Source organism: Maridesulfovibrio zosterae DSM 11974 (genome assembly GCF_000425265.1).
GTDB classification, from domain to species: domain Bacteria; phylum Desulfobacterota; class Desulfovibrionia; order Desulfovibrionales; family Desulfovibrionaceae; genus Maridesulfovibrio; species Maridesulfovibrio zosterae.
Genome location: NZ_KE384342.1, coordinates 53,994 through 69,288 on the forward strand (window position 1 = coordinate 53,994; position 15,295 = coordinate 69,288).

Annotated in this window: 13 protein-coding genes; 10 read left to right on the forward strand and 3 right to left on the reverse strand. The window is 41.9% G+C overall.

Annotated features, from left to right (window positions below):
- Positions 1-62 precede the first annotated feature (62 nt).
- The gene (locus H589_RS0111800) at positions 63-812 is read right to left on the reverse strand and encodes a tRNA lysidine(34) synthetase (RefSeq protein ID WP_027722201.1); all 750 of its coding nucleotides are present in this window, start codon (positions 810-812) and stop codon (positions 63-65) included.
- 213 nt (positions 813-1,025) lie between these two features.
- Here H589_RS0111800 and H589_RS0111805 point away from each other — a divergent pair, with 213 nt between their 5' ends.
- Genes H589_RS0111805 through moaC form a run of 4 tightly spaced genes read left to right on the forward strand, consistent with a single transcriptional unit; the run spans position 1,026 to position 4,189 of the window.
- Positions 1,026-2,336 (forward strand): DUF4340 domain-containing protein, encoded by a 1,311-nt coding sequence (locus H589_RS0111805; RefSeq protein WP_027722202.1) that lies wholly within the window; start codon positions 1,026-1,028, stop codon positions 2,334-2,336.
- 40 nt (positions 2,337-2,376) lie between these two features.
- Positions 2,377-2,598 (forward strand): DNA-directed RNA polymerase subunit omega, encoded by a 222-nt coding sequence (rpoZ, locus tag H589_RS0111810; RefSeq protein WP_027722203.1) that lies wholly within the window; start codon positions 2,377-2,379, stop codon positions 2,596-2,598.
- Positions 2,599-2,601: 3 nt separating this feature from the next.
- On the forward strand, positions 2,602-3,711 hold the full coding sequence (gene dnaJ / locus H589_RS0111815) for a molecular chaperone DnaJ (RefSeq protein WP_027722204.1): 1,110 nt from the start codon (positions 2,602-2,604) through the stop codon (positions 3,709-3,711).
- Position 3,712: 1 nt separating this feature from the next.
- Complete coding sequence (gene moaC / locus H589_RS0111820; RefSeq protein ID WP_027722205.1) at positions 3,713-4,189, forward strand: cyclic pyranopterin monophosphate synthase MoaC; 477 nt, start codon at positions 3,713-3,715, stop codon at positions 4,187-4,189.
- A gap of 165 nt (positions 4,190-4,354) precedes the next feature.
- On the opposite strand, the gene feoB is transcribed toward moaC, so the two are convergent.
- Positions 4,355-6,535 carry a ferrous iron transport protein B gene (gene feoB / locus H589_RS0111825; protein WP_027722206.1) on the reverse strand — a complete coding sequence of 727 codons (2,181 nt, stop codon included), beginning with the start codon at positions 6,533-6,535 and terminating at the stop codon, positions 4,355-4,357.
- A gap of 3 nt (positions 6,536-6,538) precedes the next feature.
- Entirely contained in the window at positions 6,539-6,772 is a 234-nt protein-coding gene (locus tag H589_RS0111830; RefSeq protein ID WP_027722207.1) for a FeoA family protein, read from the reverse strand.
- Positions 6,773-7,066: 294 nt separating this feature from the next.
- Between H589_RS0111830 and H589_RS0111835 the strand changes: the two genes are divergently transcribed.
- The 6 genes from H589_RS0111835 (at position 7,067) to gatA (ending at position 15,209) form a co-directional block, all read left to right on the forward strand.
- A complete protein-coding gene (locus H589_RS0111835; protein ID WP_027722208.1) occupies positions 7,067-8,278 on the forward strand; it encodes an aminopeptidase in 1,212 nt (403 codons plus the stop codon).
- 164 nt (positions 8,279-8,442) lie between these two features.
- Positions 8,443-9,015, forward strand: a complete 573-nt coding sequence (grpE, locus tag H589_RS0111840; RefSeq protein ID WP_027722209.1) for a nucleotide exchange factor GrpE — start codon at positions 8,443-8,445, stop codon at positions 9,013-9,015.
- Between the two features lie 88 nt (positions 9,016-9,103).
- Complete coding sequence (dnaK, locus tag H589_RS0111845) at positions 9,104-11,014, forward strand: molecular chaperone DnaK (RefSeq protein ID WP_027722210.1); 1,911 nt, start codon at positions 9,104-9,106, stop codon at positions 11,012-11,014.
- Positions 11,015-11,314: 300 nt separating this feature from the next.
- Positions 11,315-13,345 carry a penicillin-binding protein activator gene (locus tag H589_RS0111850; protein WP_027722211.1) on the forward strand — a complete coding sequence of 677 codons (2,031 nt, stop codon included), beginning with the start codon at positions 11,315-11,317 and terminating at the stop codon, positions 13,343-13,345.
- A gap of 82 nt (positions 13,346-13,427) precedes the next feature.
- Positions 13,428-13,721: an Asp-tRNA(Asn)/Glu-tRNA(Gln) amidotransferase subunit GatC gene (gatC, locus tag H589_RS0111855; RefSeq protein WP_027722212.1), complete on the forward strand. Its 294-nt coding sequence runs from the start codon at positions 13,428-13,430 to the stop codon at positions 13,719-13,721.
- A 24-nt stretch (positions 13,722-13,745) separates the two neighbouring features.
- Positions 13,746-15,209, forward strand: coding sequence for an Asp-tRNA(Asn)/Glu-tRNA(Gln) amidotransferase subunit GatA (gatA, locus tag H589_RS0111860; RefSeq protein ID WP_027722213.1), 1,464 nt, complete (start codon positions 13,746-13,748; stop codon positions 15,207-15,209).
- Positions 15,210-15,295: the final 86 nt, after the last annotated feature.

Genomic DNA, 15,295 nt, shown 5'->3' on the forward strand with positions numbered 1-15,295 from the left:
GCCTAGTTTTCTGTGAAGTTGGTTCTATCTCCGAGTAACAGGCACATTAGTTTGTAAAATTTTTATGTTGTTTTTGTATTTAAGTCAAGTTGCCAGCGTCTTAAGGCATTAAAAGTATTATTTTTGGAGCCAGGATTATTCTTCCATTCATCTTCCAGCCACTTTGAAATTTCACTGCGTTTTGTGTCATTGTTCGAAGGACATTTATTGGCCCATATGGGAAGCTCCCATTGTCTGGCTGCAGCTTTAATATACTTTTTCTCAAGCATCAAGGTCGGTCTGATCAAGTTTAATTTTCCTTTAAAAAAAGGCTCGTTAGCCGAGAGTCCCTGTATACGTCCGTTTTGCATCATGTTCATATGAAATGTGGTGACCAGATCATCCGCAGTATGTCCTAAAGCCAGTTGTGTCAGGTTGTATTGATCGCATAACTCAAAGAGTCTTTTGCGGCGTAATCTACTGCAATAGAAGCAGGCAGATTTATTTCTGTTTTCAGGTCCATGGGCACGTGGACCATAATCAGTAAGTTCTATATGAGAGGCCACTCCGTTTTCGTTGCACCATTTTGTAAGAGGTTTATGGCTTTCTGGCTCAAAACCTGGATTAACATGTAAGACAATGAGTTCTATATTAAAAGGAATGATTGCTTGTCTTATAAGCATTGTCCGTATCATGACAAAACTGTCTACGCCGCCCGAAACAGCGATACCTATCCGCGATCCTTCTTTTATCATTTCAGTCTTTTGCATGAGCATGCCAACTGTGGAGACACATTTTTTTTGGGCATAGCTCAGTTTTCCCCATTTCGCCATTTCTATTACTCCGAATCCATTTAATAAAATTGTAGAAAAAAAATTATTTTTATTTTAATTAGTGGTTGTTGCAGTTTAATATGTTTAATCTAGACCGTTTGAATAGAGTATTCTGCCTTAAAAGTGATTGACATGCAAGCTTGTAACGTTTATTTTAGCAAATTGCTCCGTTGATGAATATTGTCGTGAGTCTACTAATCCAAGGTGCTGTTTGTGCTAAAAAGGTTCTTTATTTTTCTGGCTCTTGTCTCCATTGTTTGCGGAGCCTTTTATTTAAGTTCCCCTGAAAAAACGGTGGAGCGCAAAAATCCTATCTGGCCTGTAGTTAATGATAATCAGGTTGACAGAGTGGATGTTTGTTTGCTGAATCAGAACTGTTTTTCTTTGGTGCGCCGTGCAGATGGGTGGAATATAGCCGAACATGGTTGGGCAAATGGGCCAATAGCGGATACTGTAAAGGTCAAAGCCTTGCTTACAGAGCTTGCTGAAGGGAAGGCTCTTAGATACCTTGGGAAAATTAGCAATAAATCTTCAGCTGAATATGGTTTTGAACTACCTCAGGTTCGTATAGCTACAGGTGGAGGGCAGGAACTCTCTATGATCATTGGAGGGGATGATCCCTCAGGTGAGGGGGTATTTGCCTTGAATTCAAAAGAAAAAGGAGATCTTTTTCTTTTGAGCCGTGATTTTGTCAAACAGTGTGAATATCCTGCGGAGTATTATTATAATCTTTTTTTAGTTGCAGGGCGGCCTGATAAAATCTCTTCCATTTCGTTGGGCAGAAGAGGCTCTTTTTTGTGGACACTCACTCGTCATGATGGGGAGTCTTATTTTTCCTTTCCTGCGCACCTCAATGGAAAACCTGTATGCTCAAGTGAATATGATTTTTTGATGCACTCATTGTTTGATACCCCCGCAAAGGGACTCGTATCATCCGGTTCATATGAACTTGGTGACCCCGTTTTAAATATTAAAGTTGTTTTTGATGATAAAAAGGTTGAAGAAGTTGAAGTTTTTGAGGCTAAAGGCCATGATGACTTTTATCTTGCAAATTCAACAATTCAGAATGGTAATTTTATTATTGCCAAAGAGCATTTAAGACAACTTGATAAAAAATCTTTTCAGATGCGCCAGAGGAATATTCTTTCCGTTGAGACCGGAAAGATTGGTTCTTTGCGTGTTTTACAGGGAAATCAGACTTTCGTAGGAATGAAATCTGATAAACTCTGGATAAATTCTGTGGACAAAAAGTCGTTGCTTGGCATTGACATGTCTCTATGGCGACTTAATGAATTAAAATTCGAGGCGGAACCGGAAAGTAATCTTTCAGTAACCTCTGAAAAGGTTATGGAGCTTGAGTTAATGAATACTGAAGGCATCAAGATGAATGATGTTACTTTTTATTCAGATCCAGAGCTACCAGCCGGACAATGCTGGCTCTCGTTTGGTAATAGCAGTTTGTATTTTCCAGTATCTAATAAATTGCTTGAAGACTTACAGGGACAGATTCCTCTCAGAAAATAACCGGAATTAATTTCGGTAAAACCATTGTGTTGGAGATAACATGGCAAGAATCACAGTTGAAGATTGTCTGGCTGAGGTTGGTAACAGATTCCTTATTGTCCAGATGGCCATTAAAAGAGTTAAGCAGTATCGTGAAGGATACTCTCCTCTTGTTGAATCCAAGAATAAAGAAATTGTAACCGCTCTTAGAGAAATTGCCGCATGCAAAGTTCTCCCAGAGGATTACCACACAGCTTCCGGCAAGAAACCCGGCACTGAATAAGTCATGACAAAACGTTGCTATTATGAAGTTTTAAGCGTTTCTAAAGACGCTCAGGAAGGGGAAATTAAAAGAGCATATCGTAAACTTGCTTTTGAATATCACCCTGACCGTAACCCTGGCGATGATGAAGCGGAATCAAAATTCAAGGAAGCTGCAGAAGCTTATGAAGTGCTGCGCGACCCTGAAAAGAGAAGCCGTTATGACCGTTTTGGTCATGACGGAATGAATGGTGGTTTTAACGGGTTCCAGTCTTCAGACGATATCTTCGGTGCTTTCGGAGATATTTTTGGAGATATTTTCGGTTTCGGACAGGGGCGTGGCGGCAGTCGTATGCAAGCCGGCTCCGATCTCCGATACAACCTTAATGTATCTTTTAGGGATGCTGCGAAGGGAACTGAAGTTGAACTCAATATTCCTGTAACCGACACTTGTGATGAGTGTAATGGAAGTGGTTCTGCCCCGGGAACTTCTCCTGAGACATGTTCTCATTGTGGAGGCCGTGGATCTGTTGAACAGACACAGGGCTTTTTCCGTATTTCCGTTCCTTGTCCATCCTGTAATGGTCGTGGAAAGGTTATTACAAATCCTTGTCCAAGTTGCCGTGGTGCCGGTTATGTTCGTAAACAGAAAGATCTGAACGTACGTATTCCTGCCGGAGTGGACAATGGTTCACGCCTGCGCCTTCGTGGTGAAGGTGAAGCCGGAGTAAATGGTGGTCCTCACGGTGATCTATACGTGGTCATTACCGTTGAACCTGATAAGGTCTTCAAAAGACAGGGACAGGATCTCTTTTTGTCGATTGAAGTAAGCTTTGTGCAGGCTGCTCTTGGACACAAGATGGAAATACCCACCCTTGATGAACCTGTTGAAATGGATATTCCCAAAGGGACTCAGAGCGGAGAAGTTTTTCAGCTCAGAGGGCTTGGTCTTCCATATTTAGGAAGTTCACATAAGGGGGACTTGCTGGTCGAAGTAAGGGTTAAAACTCCTACCAGACTAAGCGGTAAGCAGGAAGAACTTCTCAGAGAGTTCGAAGCTCTTGATGAAGAGAAGCCCATGAAAAAAGTTAAAAAGCTTTTCAAGAAAGCAAAAGATAAAGTGATGGGTGATTAAAATGAGCGAGTTTTCCCATATTGATGCTAGCGGAAATGCCGTTATGGTGGATGTATCTTCTAAAATGGACACAGTCCGCAAAGCAATTGCCAAAGGAAAAGTTCTTCTTAATGAGAAGACTTTTAAAATGTTGCAGCAACAGGCTTTGCCTAAAGGTGATGCTTTTGCTGCAGCTAAACTTGCAGGCATTATGGGAGCAAAAGAAACTCATAGACTTATACCCTTATGTCATCCACTTGCACTCAGCTATGTAGATGTACGTTTTTCAATTGATGAGTCTAATTTCACTATTGAAGTAGAAGCAGAAGCCCGCACAACCGGTAAAACCGGTGTCGAAATGGAAGCTCTTATTGCTGTTCAGATAGCGGCTGCAACCATTTACGATATGTGTAAGGCTGTACAGAAAGACGTAATCATTTCTGATTGCCGGCTTGTATATAAAGAAGGCGGTAAATCAGGTATATTCAAGGCTGAATAAATCGGCCATGGCAAGTCTGTAAAAGGGTGCTGTGTTTTATAATATAAGATATTTATAGTCTTTATATTGAAATAAGAAATCCTCCTCTTACTTAATATTAAGTAAGAGGAGGATTTCTATTATTGAGGCTATTTAACAATTATTGGGAAGGGTGAATAAACTCAGCTAACACAAAAGTGTGCCTACCTGATAAATAATAACTGACAAACCAAAGCCGAATCCAAGTGACCCAAAGACAGAGAACAGTCCCCACTTCCAGTTGGTCTCTCTGATAATTACAGCAACGGTAACCATACACGGTACATAAACCATCAAAAAGACGAACACTGACCATATTACAGGTGTAGTCCATGCCTTGTCAGCAGCAATTTTTTCACTGAGAGAAAGTGCATTGTCCGGGTCTTCATCTCCTAAGGAGTAGGCTGTAGACATAGTGGATACAAAGACTTCTTTAGCAGCAAATGCACCTATAAAGGCGATATTCGCCTGCCATGGAAATCCTGCAATATTTGTTACTGGTGAGATAGCGTCACTGAGTTGACCTGCATATGAATTTTTAAGTGCAGCTTCTCCTTGATTGTAGCTGATCTGACTCAGGGCTTTATCAAGTTTAATTTGTTTTTCCTGATTAGTGCCAACCCAGCTTTCGCTTTCATGGATAATCTGGGTACGCTGAGTATCATATGTCGCAATACGATCATTAGGAAGTTGTGGGAAAGTCATAAGAGCCCACATAAGAACGGAAATTGCCAGAATTACAGTGCCTGCTTTTTTGATATACTGCCAGACTCTATCCCAAGTGTGTATTGCTATACCGTGCAGTGTGGGAATACGGTAGGGGGGGAGTTCCATAACAAAAGGAGTGGATTCGCCACGTAAAGCTGTCCAACGCAGCAGACGTCCGACACACAGTGCGAGAAGCCACGATAGCAGTACTAGAAAAAACATCACGGTAGTTGCGTTCTCTGGATAGAATGCTCCTACAAGCATAAGGTATGCTGTTGTTTTGGCTCCGCAAATCATAAATGGAGCTGTAAGAATTGTGGCAATACGTTCTTTGGGACTGCGTAGGGTTCGGCAGGTCATAACGCCCGGAACAGCGCATCCTCCGGGAAGTCCACCGGACATAATGAATGGCATGATTGACATACCGTGCAGTCCGAACATTCTGAACACACGATCAACCATATATGATACACGTGCCATATAGCCTAGGTCTTCAAGGAAAACGAGCATGGCGAACATTATAAGAATGAGCGGAGTAAAGCCCATTACAGCACCAACTCCGTCAATTACTCCTGAAACAAGCATTGATTTGAGGAGACCGTCAGGCAAAATTGCAGCGATGGTATCGGAAAGCCAGCCAAAACCGTTTTCTACCCACCCCTGTGGTATAGCTCCAATGTTAAAGGTTATGTAAAACATAGCGTACATAACTGAAAACATGATAAGCGGGCCAAGAAATTTATGAGTCAGCACAAGATCTATCTTATCAGAAAAATCAAAGCGCAGATTGTCTTCTCGGCTTATAACACCCTGTTTAAGAATGGAGTTAATAAAACCGTACCTGTAATCTGCAAGAACTGCTTCCGGATAGGTATTTAATGTTTTCTGAATATGTGCAGAAACTTCTGCTACTTTTTTTACAAGTTGAGCAGCAAGAGGGCCGGCTTTGCTGCCGTTTTTCATCACAATTTCGTCTTCTTCAAGATATTTTACAGCAAGCCAGTGCGGATCATACCTGTCTGTCATGAATTCGGCTTTTTTAATCATAGCCGTCATTTCATCAATGACCGGATCTAGGTCATGCCCATAGGAAATGTTAACCGGAGTCCATTTTCCTTGGGTCTCGTCAACGACTTTCTTAACTGATGCCATAAGTTCATCTTTACCAACACCCTTACGGGCAACACATTCCACAACGGGAACGCCCATGAGCTCGGAAAGTTTATGTGAATCAATGCGGATACCTTTCTTACGCACTTCATCCATCATGTTAAGGCCAAGTACAACAGGTACACCTATTTCCATAAACTGGATTGCAAGATAAAGTGATCTTTCAAGAGACGTTGCATCAAGCATGTTGATGACTACATCTGGCTTTTCATCAACAATGACGTCACGGGCTACAACTTCTTCCATTGAATAAGAAGTAAGCGAATAGGTTCCGGGAAGGTCTACTAAATTTGCGCAGAACTCTGTTGAACAATACCTTCCCTCAGTACGGTCAACAGTTATTCCCGGATAGTTACCGACTCGTGCGGTAGATCCCGTCAGGGCATTAAACATAGTGCTTTTACCACAGTTTGGCTGCCCTGATACGGCTACAAAATATTCTTTGCTCACGAACTAATCCTCTGGAGTTACAGTAATGAAATCCGCTTCATTATTACGAAGTGTGAGGGTAAAACCTTTCATGCGCAATGCAACAGGATCTTTAAGCGGTGCACGACCTACCACCATGAATTCAGTTCCGGGGACAAGCCCCATATCCCTGATTCTGCGACCAAGTTCTCCGCTTGCGTTAACAGCAACTACGACGCCTTTTTGGTCTTTTTTCATGGATCTAAGCGTTACAGGCATTGACTTCCCTCATGTATTAATTCTTGATTTTGAATAGCATTATCAACAACAGTCAGTCCGCTTCTGATTGTTGTGCGGTACTTTGTTTAGCTCGGCTAGTGATTGAAAGTCAATCTCAGATTGAGCTTATTTTTCAGCCAATTATATAGAAATCATAAATGTAGACCTTTTTAGTGTAATTTTATTCGCTTTAAACATGATATTATACTTTTTTATTAGTGGATAACTAGAGCAGTAACCTTTACAATCGTTAATCAGCAATCCTGCTTATACAATGTCTTAATTATATATTTTATGAAAAAAAATTTCCCTTATGAAGATCTACGAGAATATGCCAAAGTTTTGCTCTGGGCTCTAGAAAATCAGAGAAAGCGTAAGTTTAAAAACAAAGAAGTAGTGATAATCAAATATGATTATACAGCCACTCCTCTAGCCGAATCGGTCTTTGCCCTGCTTATCGAAAAGCATTTACACCCTGTAATGGAGATAGCTTTGACTTCTGCTATGAAAGCTGAGCTCTTCATTAATTCGAGCTATAGACAGCTTACTTTTTATCCCCCTGGAAAAAAGGAACTATATGATCAGGCTAGTGGGGTCATACGGATTCATGCTCCAGAAGAAGTAGGGGCAATGCTTGAAGTTGATCCTCTTTCAATTATGGAGAACAGGAAATCTGGCAGAGAGCTCAGGCAGTCTGTTCAGAAGAGAAAAATGCAAGGTAAACTGGTGTGGACTGAATGTGTTTATCCAACGCGGGCTCTTGCAGAAAAGTCAGGTCTGTCATTTGAAGAATATACAACTCAGCTTATGCGGGCCTGTTACCTCAATATGCCTGCTCCACCGCATGAATGGCAGAAAATTTCATCCAGAACTGCAGAAATTGCAAAGTGGTTAACTTCGCTTGATATTAAAACAATCCGTATGCAGTCAGAGCTTTGCGACCTCTGTTTTTCTCCGGGTAAAAATCGGAAATGGCAGGGAGCTGCTGGGGAGAATATACCTGGTTATGAAGTGTACGTGTCTCCTGATTGCCGCACTGTGAACGGAATTTATTACGCTGATCTTCCTTCATTATATATGGATAAATCTGTATATGGAGTGCAGATTGAATTCATGGATGGCATTGCTATTCGCGTAAAAGCCATGGGGGGAGAAAAGTTTCTGTTGGATCAGCTACGTTCTGACGCAGGAGCACGTCGCGTTGGTGAATTTTCTTTAACCGATTCATCAATCTCCCGGGTTGACCACTTTATGGCACAGACTATTTTAGATGAAAATTTTGGAGCAGAATATGGGAATTGCCATATTGCTCTTGGGCAATCTTTGGCAAATACCTTTTCAGGTCCGCCTGAGGTCTTAGATAAAATGATGATGGAATCTTTAGGATTTAATACATCCAATATGCATTGGGATTTAGTGAATACAGAAAATAAAAAAGTTACTGCTAATCTTGCAGAAGGTAAAAAGATAACTATCTATGAGGACGGTCATTTTAAAATGTGCTGATTTCTTTTATTTGTTATAGTAAAATAAAAAATATTTAAAAAAATATTATTTAGCACATGTTGATGTGTTGACAAGCAAAGAGCGATGCTTATTTGTCTAATTGTGCGGTCTGACAGTCTTTTTCGAAGAGTTTCAGGCCGCTAATTCATGACACCGGAGAATCCATGCCTGGAAAAGAAGATAAAGTAGAAATAACGGAACAGGAAAATGAGGCAACTCAGGCAGAAGAAAGCCCTGAAAACGAAATTTCTCTTAGTGAAGAAGAACTTAAAGCTCTTTGCAGAGAACACGTATGCCCTGAATGTGATGTAATGAGTGAGGCCAAGGATGAACGTCTTAGGGCGCTGGCAGAGACAGAAAACATTAAGAAAAGACTGATTCGCGAGACTGAAGAACTGAAGAAGTACGCGGCAGACTCTATTCTTTCCGATTTGCTTCCTGTTCTCGACAATCTGGACTTAGCACTCAATCATGCTCAAAATCTTGATGCATGTAAGGACTTTGTGACAGGCGTTGATATGACCAGAAAAATGTTTCTGGACACGCTTGCAAAGCATGGTCTTGAAGCGGTTGGCAAAGCTGGGGACGAGTTTGATCCTAATTTTCATGAAGCAATGGGGATGGCGCAGGCTTCTGATCTGCCCGACGGTTCTATTGCACAGGTGATGCAGCGTGGTTATGTTTTGAAAGGGCGAGTAATCCGTCCTGCTAAAGTTATGGTAAATAAATTAGGCTGATTTTTTTGCATGTAAGACTTTACAAGTGAAAATCAGGTATTAGTTCATAATGCAGTGACACTGAAATTTTATCTGGAGGAATTTATATATGTCTAAAATTATCGGAATTGACCTTGGTACTACCAACTCCTGCGTTTACGTAATGGAAGGTAAAGATCCTAAATGTGTGACCAACCCTGAGGGCGGACGCACCACACCTTCCATCGTAGGTTTTACTGACAAAGAGCGTCTTGTCGGTGAAATAGCAAAGCGTCAGGCTGTTACCAACCCTGAAAAAACTGTTTTTGCTATCAAACGTCTCATGGGGCGTCAGGCAAACTCACCTGAAGTAAAAAAATGGGCTGATCATTGCCCTTACCCCATTGTTGACGGTAAAGGTGGAGATGCATGGGTTGAAATCGAAGGTAAAAAATATAGCCCTGCTGAAGTCTCTGCAATTATTTTGCAGCAGCTTAAAAAGGATGCTGAAACCTACCTTGGAGAGTCTGTAACTGAAGCTGTTATCACTGTTCCAGCATACTTTAATGACTCCCAGCGTCAGGCTACTAAAGATGCAGGTCGTATCGCAGGTCTTGAAGTAAAACGTATCATCAACGAACCTACTGCAGCTTCTCTTGCTTATGGTTTTGATAAAAAAGCAAATGAAAAAATCGCAGTATTTGACCTTGGTGGCGGTACTTTTGATATTTCTATTCTCGAAGTAGGTGATAACGTAGTTGAAGTTCGCGCTACCAACGGTGATACTTTCCTCGGTGGTGAGGATTTTGACCATGCTGTAATCATGTATCTCGTAGAAGAATTCAAACGTGAAAACGGTATTGATCTTTCTCAGGATCGTATGGCTTTGCAGCGTCTGAAAGAAGCTGGCGAAAAAGCTAAAAAAGAACTTTCCACTTCCATGGAAACTGAAGTTAACCTGCCGTTTATTACTGCTGACCAGAATGGTCCTAAGCACCTTATGGTTAAATTGTCCCGTGCTAAACTGGAAAAACTGGTTGGTGATCTTGTTGACCGTACCAAGGCTCCTTGCCAGAAAGCACTGAAAGACGCAGGTCTCACTGCTTCAGACATTGACGAAGTTATCCTTGTCGGTGGTATGACCCGTATGCCTTTGGTTCAGCAAAAAGTTCAGGAATTCTTCGGTAAAGAGCCTAACCGCTCTGTAAACCCTGACGAAGTTGTTGCAATGGGAGCATCCATTCAGGGTGGTATTCTTGCCGGTGACGTTAAAGACGTCCTCCTGCTTGATGTTACTCCTCTGTCTCTGGGTATTGAAACAATGGGTGGTGTTTTCACTAACTTGATTGAGAGAAATACTACTATCCCAAGCCGTAAGAGCCAGGTATTCACAACAGCTGCTGATAATCAGCCATCTGTTTCTATCCATGTTCTTCAGGGTGAACGTCCCATGGCTGCGGATAACATGACTCTTGGTCGTTTTGAGCTGACCGGACTTCCCGCAGCTCCTCGCGGTGTGCCTCAGATCGAAGTTACTTTCGATATCGATGCTAACGGTATTGTTAAAGTATCTGCCAAAGATATGGGTACTGGTAAAGAGCAGTCCATTCAGATCACAGCTTCCAGCGGATTGTCTGAAGATGACATCGAAAGAATGGTTAAAGACGCTGAATCCCATGCCGAAGATGATAAGAAAAAACAGGAACTCATCGAAGCTCGCAATCAGGCTGACTCCCTTATTTACACAACTGAGAAGTCTTTGCGTGAAGTAGGTGATAATGTTGATGCTGCACTTAAGGCTGATATTGAAGCCAAAAGTGAAGAGCTTAAAAACGTTCTTGAGAGCGGTGACCCTGAAGCCATCAAGCAGGCAACAGACGCTCTTGCTCAGGCTTCACATAAACTTGCTGAACAGCTTTACGCACAGCAGAATCAGGCTGGCGCAGAAGGTGAAGCAGGTCCTGAAGGAGCAGCTGGAGCCGCTTCTAATGGTGGAGATGAAGATGTTGTAGACGCAGACTTCACTGAAGTTAAAAACTAGTTTTTGTGGTTGCAGGAAAAACCATTAACCTGCGCTTGCCATGATAACTTACTCAGTATAAATTCATCCGGCCTTCCCGTGAAAACAGGAAGGCCGGATTTTTTATGTAGGCTGAGGTAAAAGTACTGAAAGTCACTTAAGAAACAAAAAAATATTTATGAATAATATTTGGGTTTCTTGTAAAAAATAGATAAATTTAAGTGGATTTATGACTTCATAATTCCACTTAAATTTATCTTTCAAGCTCAAATCCTTGACGAATCGACTTTGATGGGCCACAAACTTTGCATGGAAAAATTAATGAATACTGATAAGGCTAGCCGTCTTTTAGCACATATTTTTGTTTTGGCGTTGATTGCATCATTTATTTTTGCTGCATCAGGCTGCGGACCATTTCAGAAGCAGCAGGTAAGACTTCCCTCTATTTCAACTGAGATGATGTCTACAGCGGACCTTACCCGAGAAGCTGATAAAGCCTGGAATAAGAATGATTACATTACCAGCGAACTTTTCTATACCAGACTGCTGGAAAGAAAAGATATTCCTGTCAATGCAGTTCTTCCCGCAACGGAGAGGCTAGCTGTAAGCTCATTTAAATCAGGGCACTATCATGAAGCAGAAGCAAGGCTTGAACAGTGGAAGAGCTTATCAGATGAAGCTGTAAATTCTCCGGTATGGCAGCAGTATTACTATGAAACCCTGATAGCTGTTAAAAATACTGACAAGCTTAGGACTCACCTTTCCACTACCATGGAAGACCCTTTTGTCCCCTGGGACATACGTTCTACCGCGGGTAAAAATCTTTCTGCCATGACTCAGGATGTTCAGTCTCTGGCTGCATTGGAAAGGCTGTATGCTATCAGTCCTTCTGATGATAACAAAAAAGAACTTGAGCAGTGGTTCATGTCTGGTCTTCAGAATAAATCTGATGACGAATTGACAGACTTAACAACCATGATTCCGTCTCAGGCCCGTTTGAAATTTCCTTATGAACTGATTTCTTTTGAGAAAGCCATTCGTCAATCTTCTGCTCAGGAATACTGGCCTATTTCATGGCGCACCATGACAGGAATTATCCAAAATGGTGAAATTGCAGATAAACCATTTTTTAATCAGATTCTTTCCAAACTAGAAAGTCAGTATGGTATTCCACGTGTAGGGATTGCCCTTGTATTACCTATCTCCGGCCGCTTTCAGGAATACGGATGGAAGGTAATTCGTGGTGCAGGTGCCGCTCAGTGGGAACTGACTAAAGCCGGTTTGGATGTAGATGTACAAGTAATTAACACTGAGGACTCTGGATGGCTGGATCGACTGAATGATCTTCCGCCATGGTATACTGTTCTCGGTGGGCCCATTAATGTTAAAGCTTTTAAAGAGTTGGAACAGTCCGGGGCATATTCTGATAAAGTAACTTTTTCATTTCTGGCTAAACCAGGAAATCTTGAAGAAGGTAAGCAGGTATGGAGATTCTTCTCCAGTCCTGAAGATCAGATCCGTTCTACATTGGATTTAGCTGTTAACGATCTTGGGATTAATAAGTTTGCAGTTCTTTATCCTCAGGAAAGATTTGGACGACAGATGTCCAAGATATTCTTTGATATGGCTTCTAAGCGGGGAGCAAAAATTACCGGTATGGAATCCTATCCTCCACAAGATTTTCCCAAGTGGGGGAAAGTGGTTGGAAAACTTGTTCGGGCTCCTCAGAAAAAAGCTCAGAATAAGGCTGCCGGCCTAGACGAAGATGCTCCATTGCCGGAAACTGATTTTGGGGCAGTTTTTATACCTGATACGTGGCATCAGGCCCAGTTGTTGATTCCACATTTTTTCTTTCATGAAGCAGATACTCTTGTTTTTCTAGGTCCAGAACTCTGGAGTCAGGCTTTAAACTCAGCCCGTGATGTGGAAGCAAGAAATCTTCGGCTTACTGTTGCTCCTGGTGCATGGTGGGCAGCAAGTGAAGGTGCTGTAAAACTGAAAGAAGTCATGAGTAAAGAAGGACTAGGAACCCCTGATTTTTGGGTTGCCCTAGGCTATGATTTTATCAAGTTTGCCAGTAAGCTTGGCTCCTTTTCATCCGATTGGACTCCCGAAACTGTAAATAGCAGAATTGATGCAGCACAAAAAATGGATTTCAGTCTTGCTCCGATCAGTTGGGACGACGAAGGTAAGGCCAGCCAGAAGCTTTTTCTTTTTAGACCTGAGCAAAATGGTAAAACCAGAGTTGATGCAGCTATTGTTAGCAAAACTCTTGCTAATGCTAAATCCAGACGTGCTGCACGAGTCAAAGCATGGAAAGAAAAGCAGGCTGAATTTAAAGCTAAAAAGTAGCAGTAAAGATTGTTGCTTTTTAAATTGAAAAATTAATTCACAGCGGAAATCCGCAAATTCATGATATTAAAAGGAGACTCCAATGAGTGATGAAAAACTCAATCTTGAGGAAGTTGCCCGTGTTGCAAATCTGGCGCGGTTGGATTTATCAGAAGAGAAAACCAAGCAATTTGCCGGTCAGCTTAATAATATTCTTTCATACATGGACAAGCTCAATGAGATAGATACTAGTGAAGTAGAGCCTCTGTTTAGTCCTGTTGAACACACTACCGTCCTGCGCAAAGACGAAGTTAAAAAAGAGCACACCAGAGAGGAAATTCTTTCTAATGCTCCTGACACTGATGGTCAGTATTTTGTTGTTCCCCGCATTGTATAACTTAAATATTACATGGATTATCAAATGTCTTTACTCATAGAAAAATCACTCACTGAAATTCATTCCATGCTTATGGCAAAAGAAGTGACTGCAACTGAAGCAGTTAAAGCATGCCTCGCGCGTATTGAAGAAACAGAACCTGAAACAAAGGCTCTTCTTGCAATCAGCGGTGAAGAAGCTCTTAAGCTTGCCGAAGAAATGGATCAACAGGGGCCAGATTCATCCAAACCTCTTTGGGGAGTCCCTGTCGTAATCAAAGATGTTTTGGCAACAAAGGGTATTCCGACAACTTGCGGATCTAAAATTTTGGAAGGATTCACTCCTTTTTATGATGCTACAGCTGTAGCAAAGCTTAAAGAAGCCGGTGCGATTATTATTGCTAAATCCAATATGGACGAATTTGCAATGGGGTCCACTACTGAGAACTCAGCATACAAGACTACCACCAACCCATGGGACAGCAGCCGCGTTCCCGGCGGGTCATCCGGTGGTTCTGGAGCAACTATCGCAGCTGGACAGTGTTACGCCGCTTTAGGGACTGATACTGGTGGATCTATCCGTCTGCCAGCTTCCTTTTGTGGTTGTGTCGGTGTTAAGCCCACATATGGCCGTGTTTCTCGCTATGGTATGGTTGCTTATGGTTCCTCACTCGATCAGATCGGTCCTATGACTCGTACTGTTGAAGATTCAGCACGGGTGCTTAATGTTATCGGTGGACATGATCAGCGTGATTCCACATCTGTTGATAAGCCAATGGAAGATTTTGTTGCTGCTCTGTCTGAGCGTACTGATCTTTCTGGATTGACTATCGGTCTTCCTGAAGAATACTGGGGTGAAGGCATTTCAGAGGAAGTTTCAGAATCATGCCGTGCTGCAATTACAAAAGCAGAAGAGCTTGGCGCTAAAACCGTGCCGGTAAAACTCGCCATGACCGAATACGCCATTGCGACATACTATATTATTGCAATGGCTGAAGCCAGCTCCAACCTGTCTCGTTTTGATGGTATACGTTACGGACATCGCACTAAAGATGCAGATGAGTTAATTGAGCTTTATACCAAATCACGTACAGAAGCATTTGGTGACGAGGTTCAGCGTCGTATTATCATTGGAACATATGTTCTTTCCGCAGGTTATTATGATGCTTATTACCGCAAAGCTGCTCAGATTCGTCGTCTGTTGCGTGAAGATTTTAATAAAGCCTTCGAATCATGTGATTTAATAGCTGGCCCTGCATGTCCTACAACAGCATTTCCTGTTGGCGAACTTACTGCCGATCCATTACAGATGTATCTGATGGATATCTTTACTATTTCACTTAATCTTGTTGGAATGCCGGGTATGAGTCTGCCTGTAGGTATGGGTAAAGACACGAATATGCCTGTCGGATTGCAGCTTATGGCTCCGGCTTTCGAAGAGAAAAAGATGCTTCAGACTGCTCATGTTCTTGAAAAGAACCTTTCTGAACTTCCTAAGGTTAAATTATAGCCAACAGTAGTATTAAAATTAAAGCCCGGCTGATAATAACTCAGTCGGGCTTTTCTAATGGAATTGTCTATGCTAGAACTTATTGC

What these genes read in the sequence shown, in the direction of transcription:
- H589_RS0111800 (WP_027722201.1), bottom strand. Translation starts at nt 812, where the DNA reads ATGGCGAAATGGGGAAAACTGAGCTATGCCCAAAAAAAATGTGTCTCC.
- rpoZ (WP_027722203.1), top strand. Translation starts at nt 2,377, where the DNA reads ATGGCAAGAATCACAGTTGAAGATTGTCTGGCTGAGGTTGGTAACAGA.
- H589_RS0111850 (WP_027722211.1), top strand. Translation starts at nt 11,315, where the DNA reads ATGAATACTGATAAGGCTAGCCGTCTTTTAGCACATATTTTTGTTTTG.
- gatC (WP_027722212.1), top strand. Translation starts at nt 13,428, where the DNA reads ATGAGTGATGAAAAACTCAATCTTGAGGAAGTTGCCCGTGTTGCAAAT.
- dnaJ (WP_027722204.1), top strand. Translation starts at nt 2,602, where the DNA reads ATGACAAAACGTTGCTATTATGAAGTTTTAAGCGTTTCTAAAGACGCT.
- dnaK (WP_027722210.1), top strand. Translation starts at nt 9,104, where the DNA reads ATGTCTAAAATTATCGGAATTGACCTTGGTACTACCAACTCCTGCGTT.
- H589_RS0111835 (WP_027722208.1), top strand. Translation starts at nt 7,067, where the DNA reads ATGAAAAAAAATTTCCCTTATGAAGATCTACGAGAATATGCCAAAGTT.
- H589_RS0111830 (WP_027722207.1), bottom strand. Translation starts at nt 6,772, where the DNA reads ATGCCTGTAACGCTTAGATCCATGAAAAAAGACCAAAAAGGCGTCGTA.
- moaC (WP_027722205.1), top strand. Translation starts at nt 3,713, where the DNA reads ATGAGCGAGTTTTCCCATATTGATGCTAGCGGAAATGCCGTTATGGTG.
- gatA (WP_027722213.1), top strand. Translation starts at nt 13,746, where the DNA reads ATGTCTTTACTCATAGAAAAATCACTCACTGAAATTCATTCCATGCTT.
- grpE (WP_027722209.1), top strand. Translation starts at nt 8,443, where the DNA reads ATGCCTGGAAAAGAAGATAAAGTAGAAATAACGGAACAGGAAAATGAG.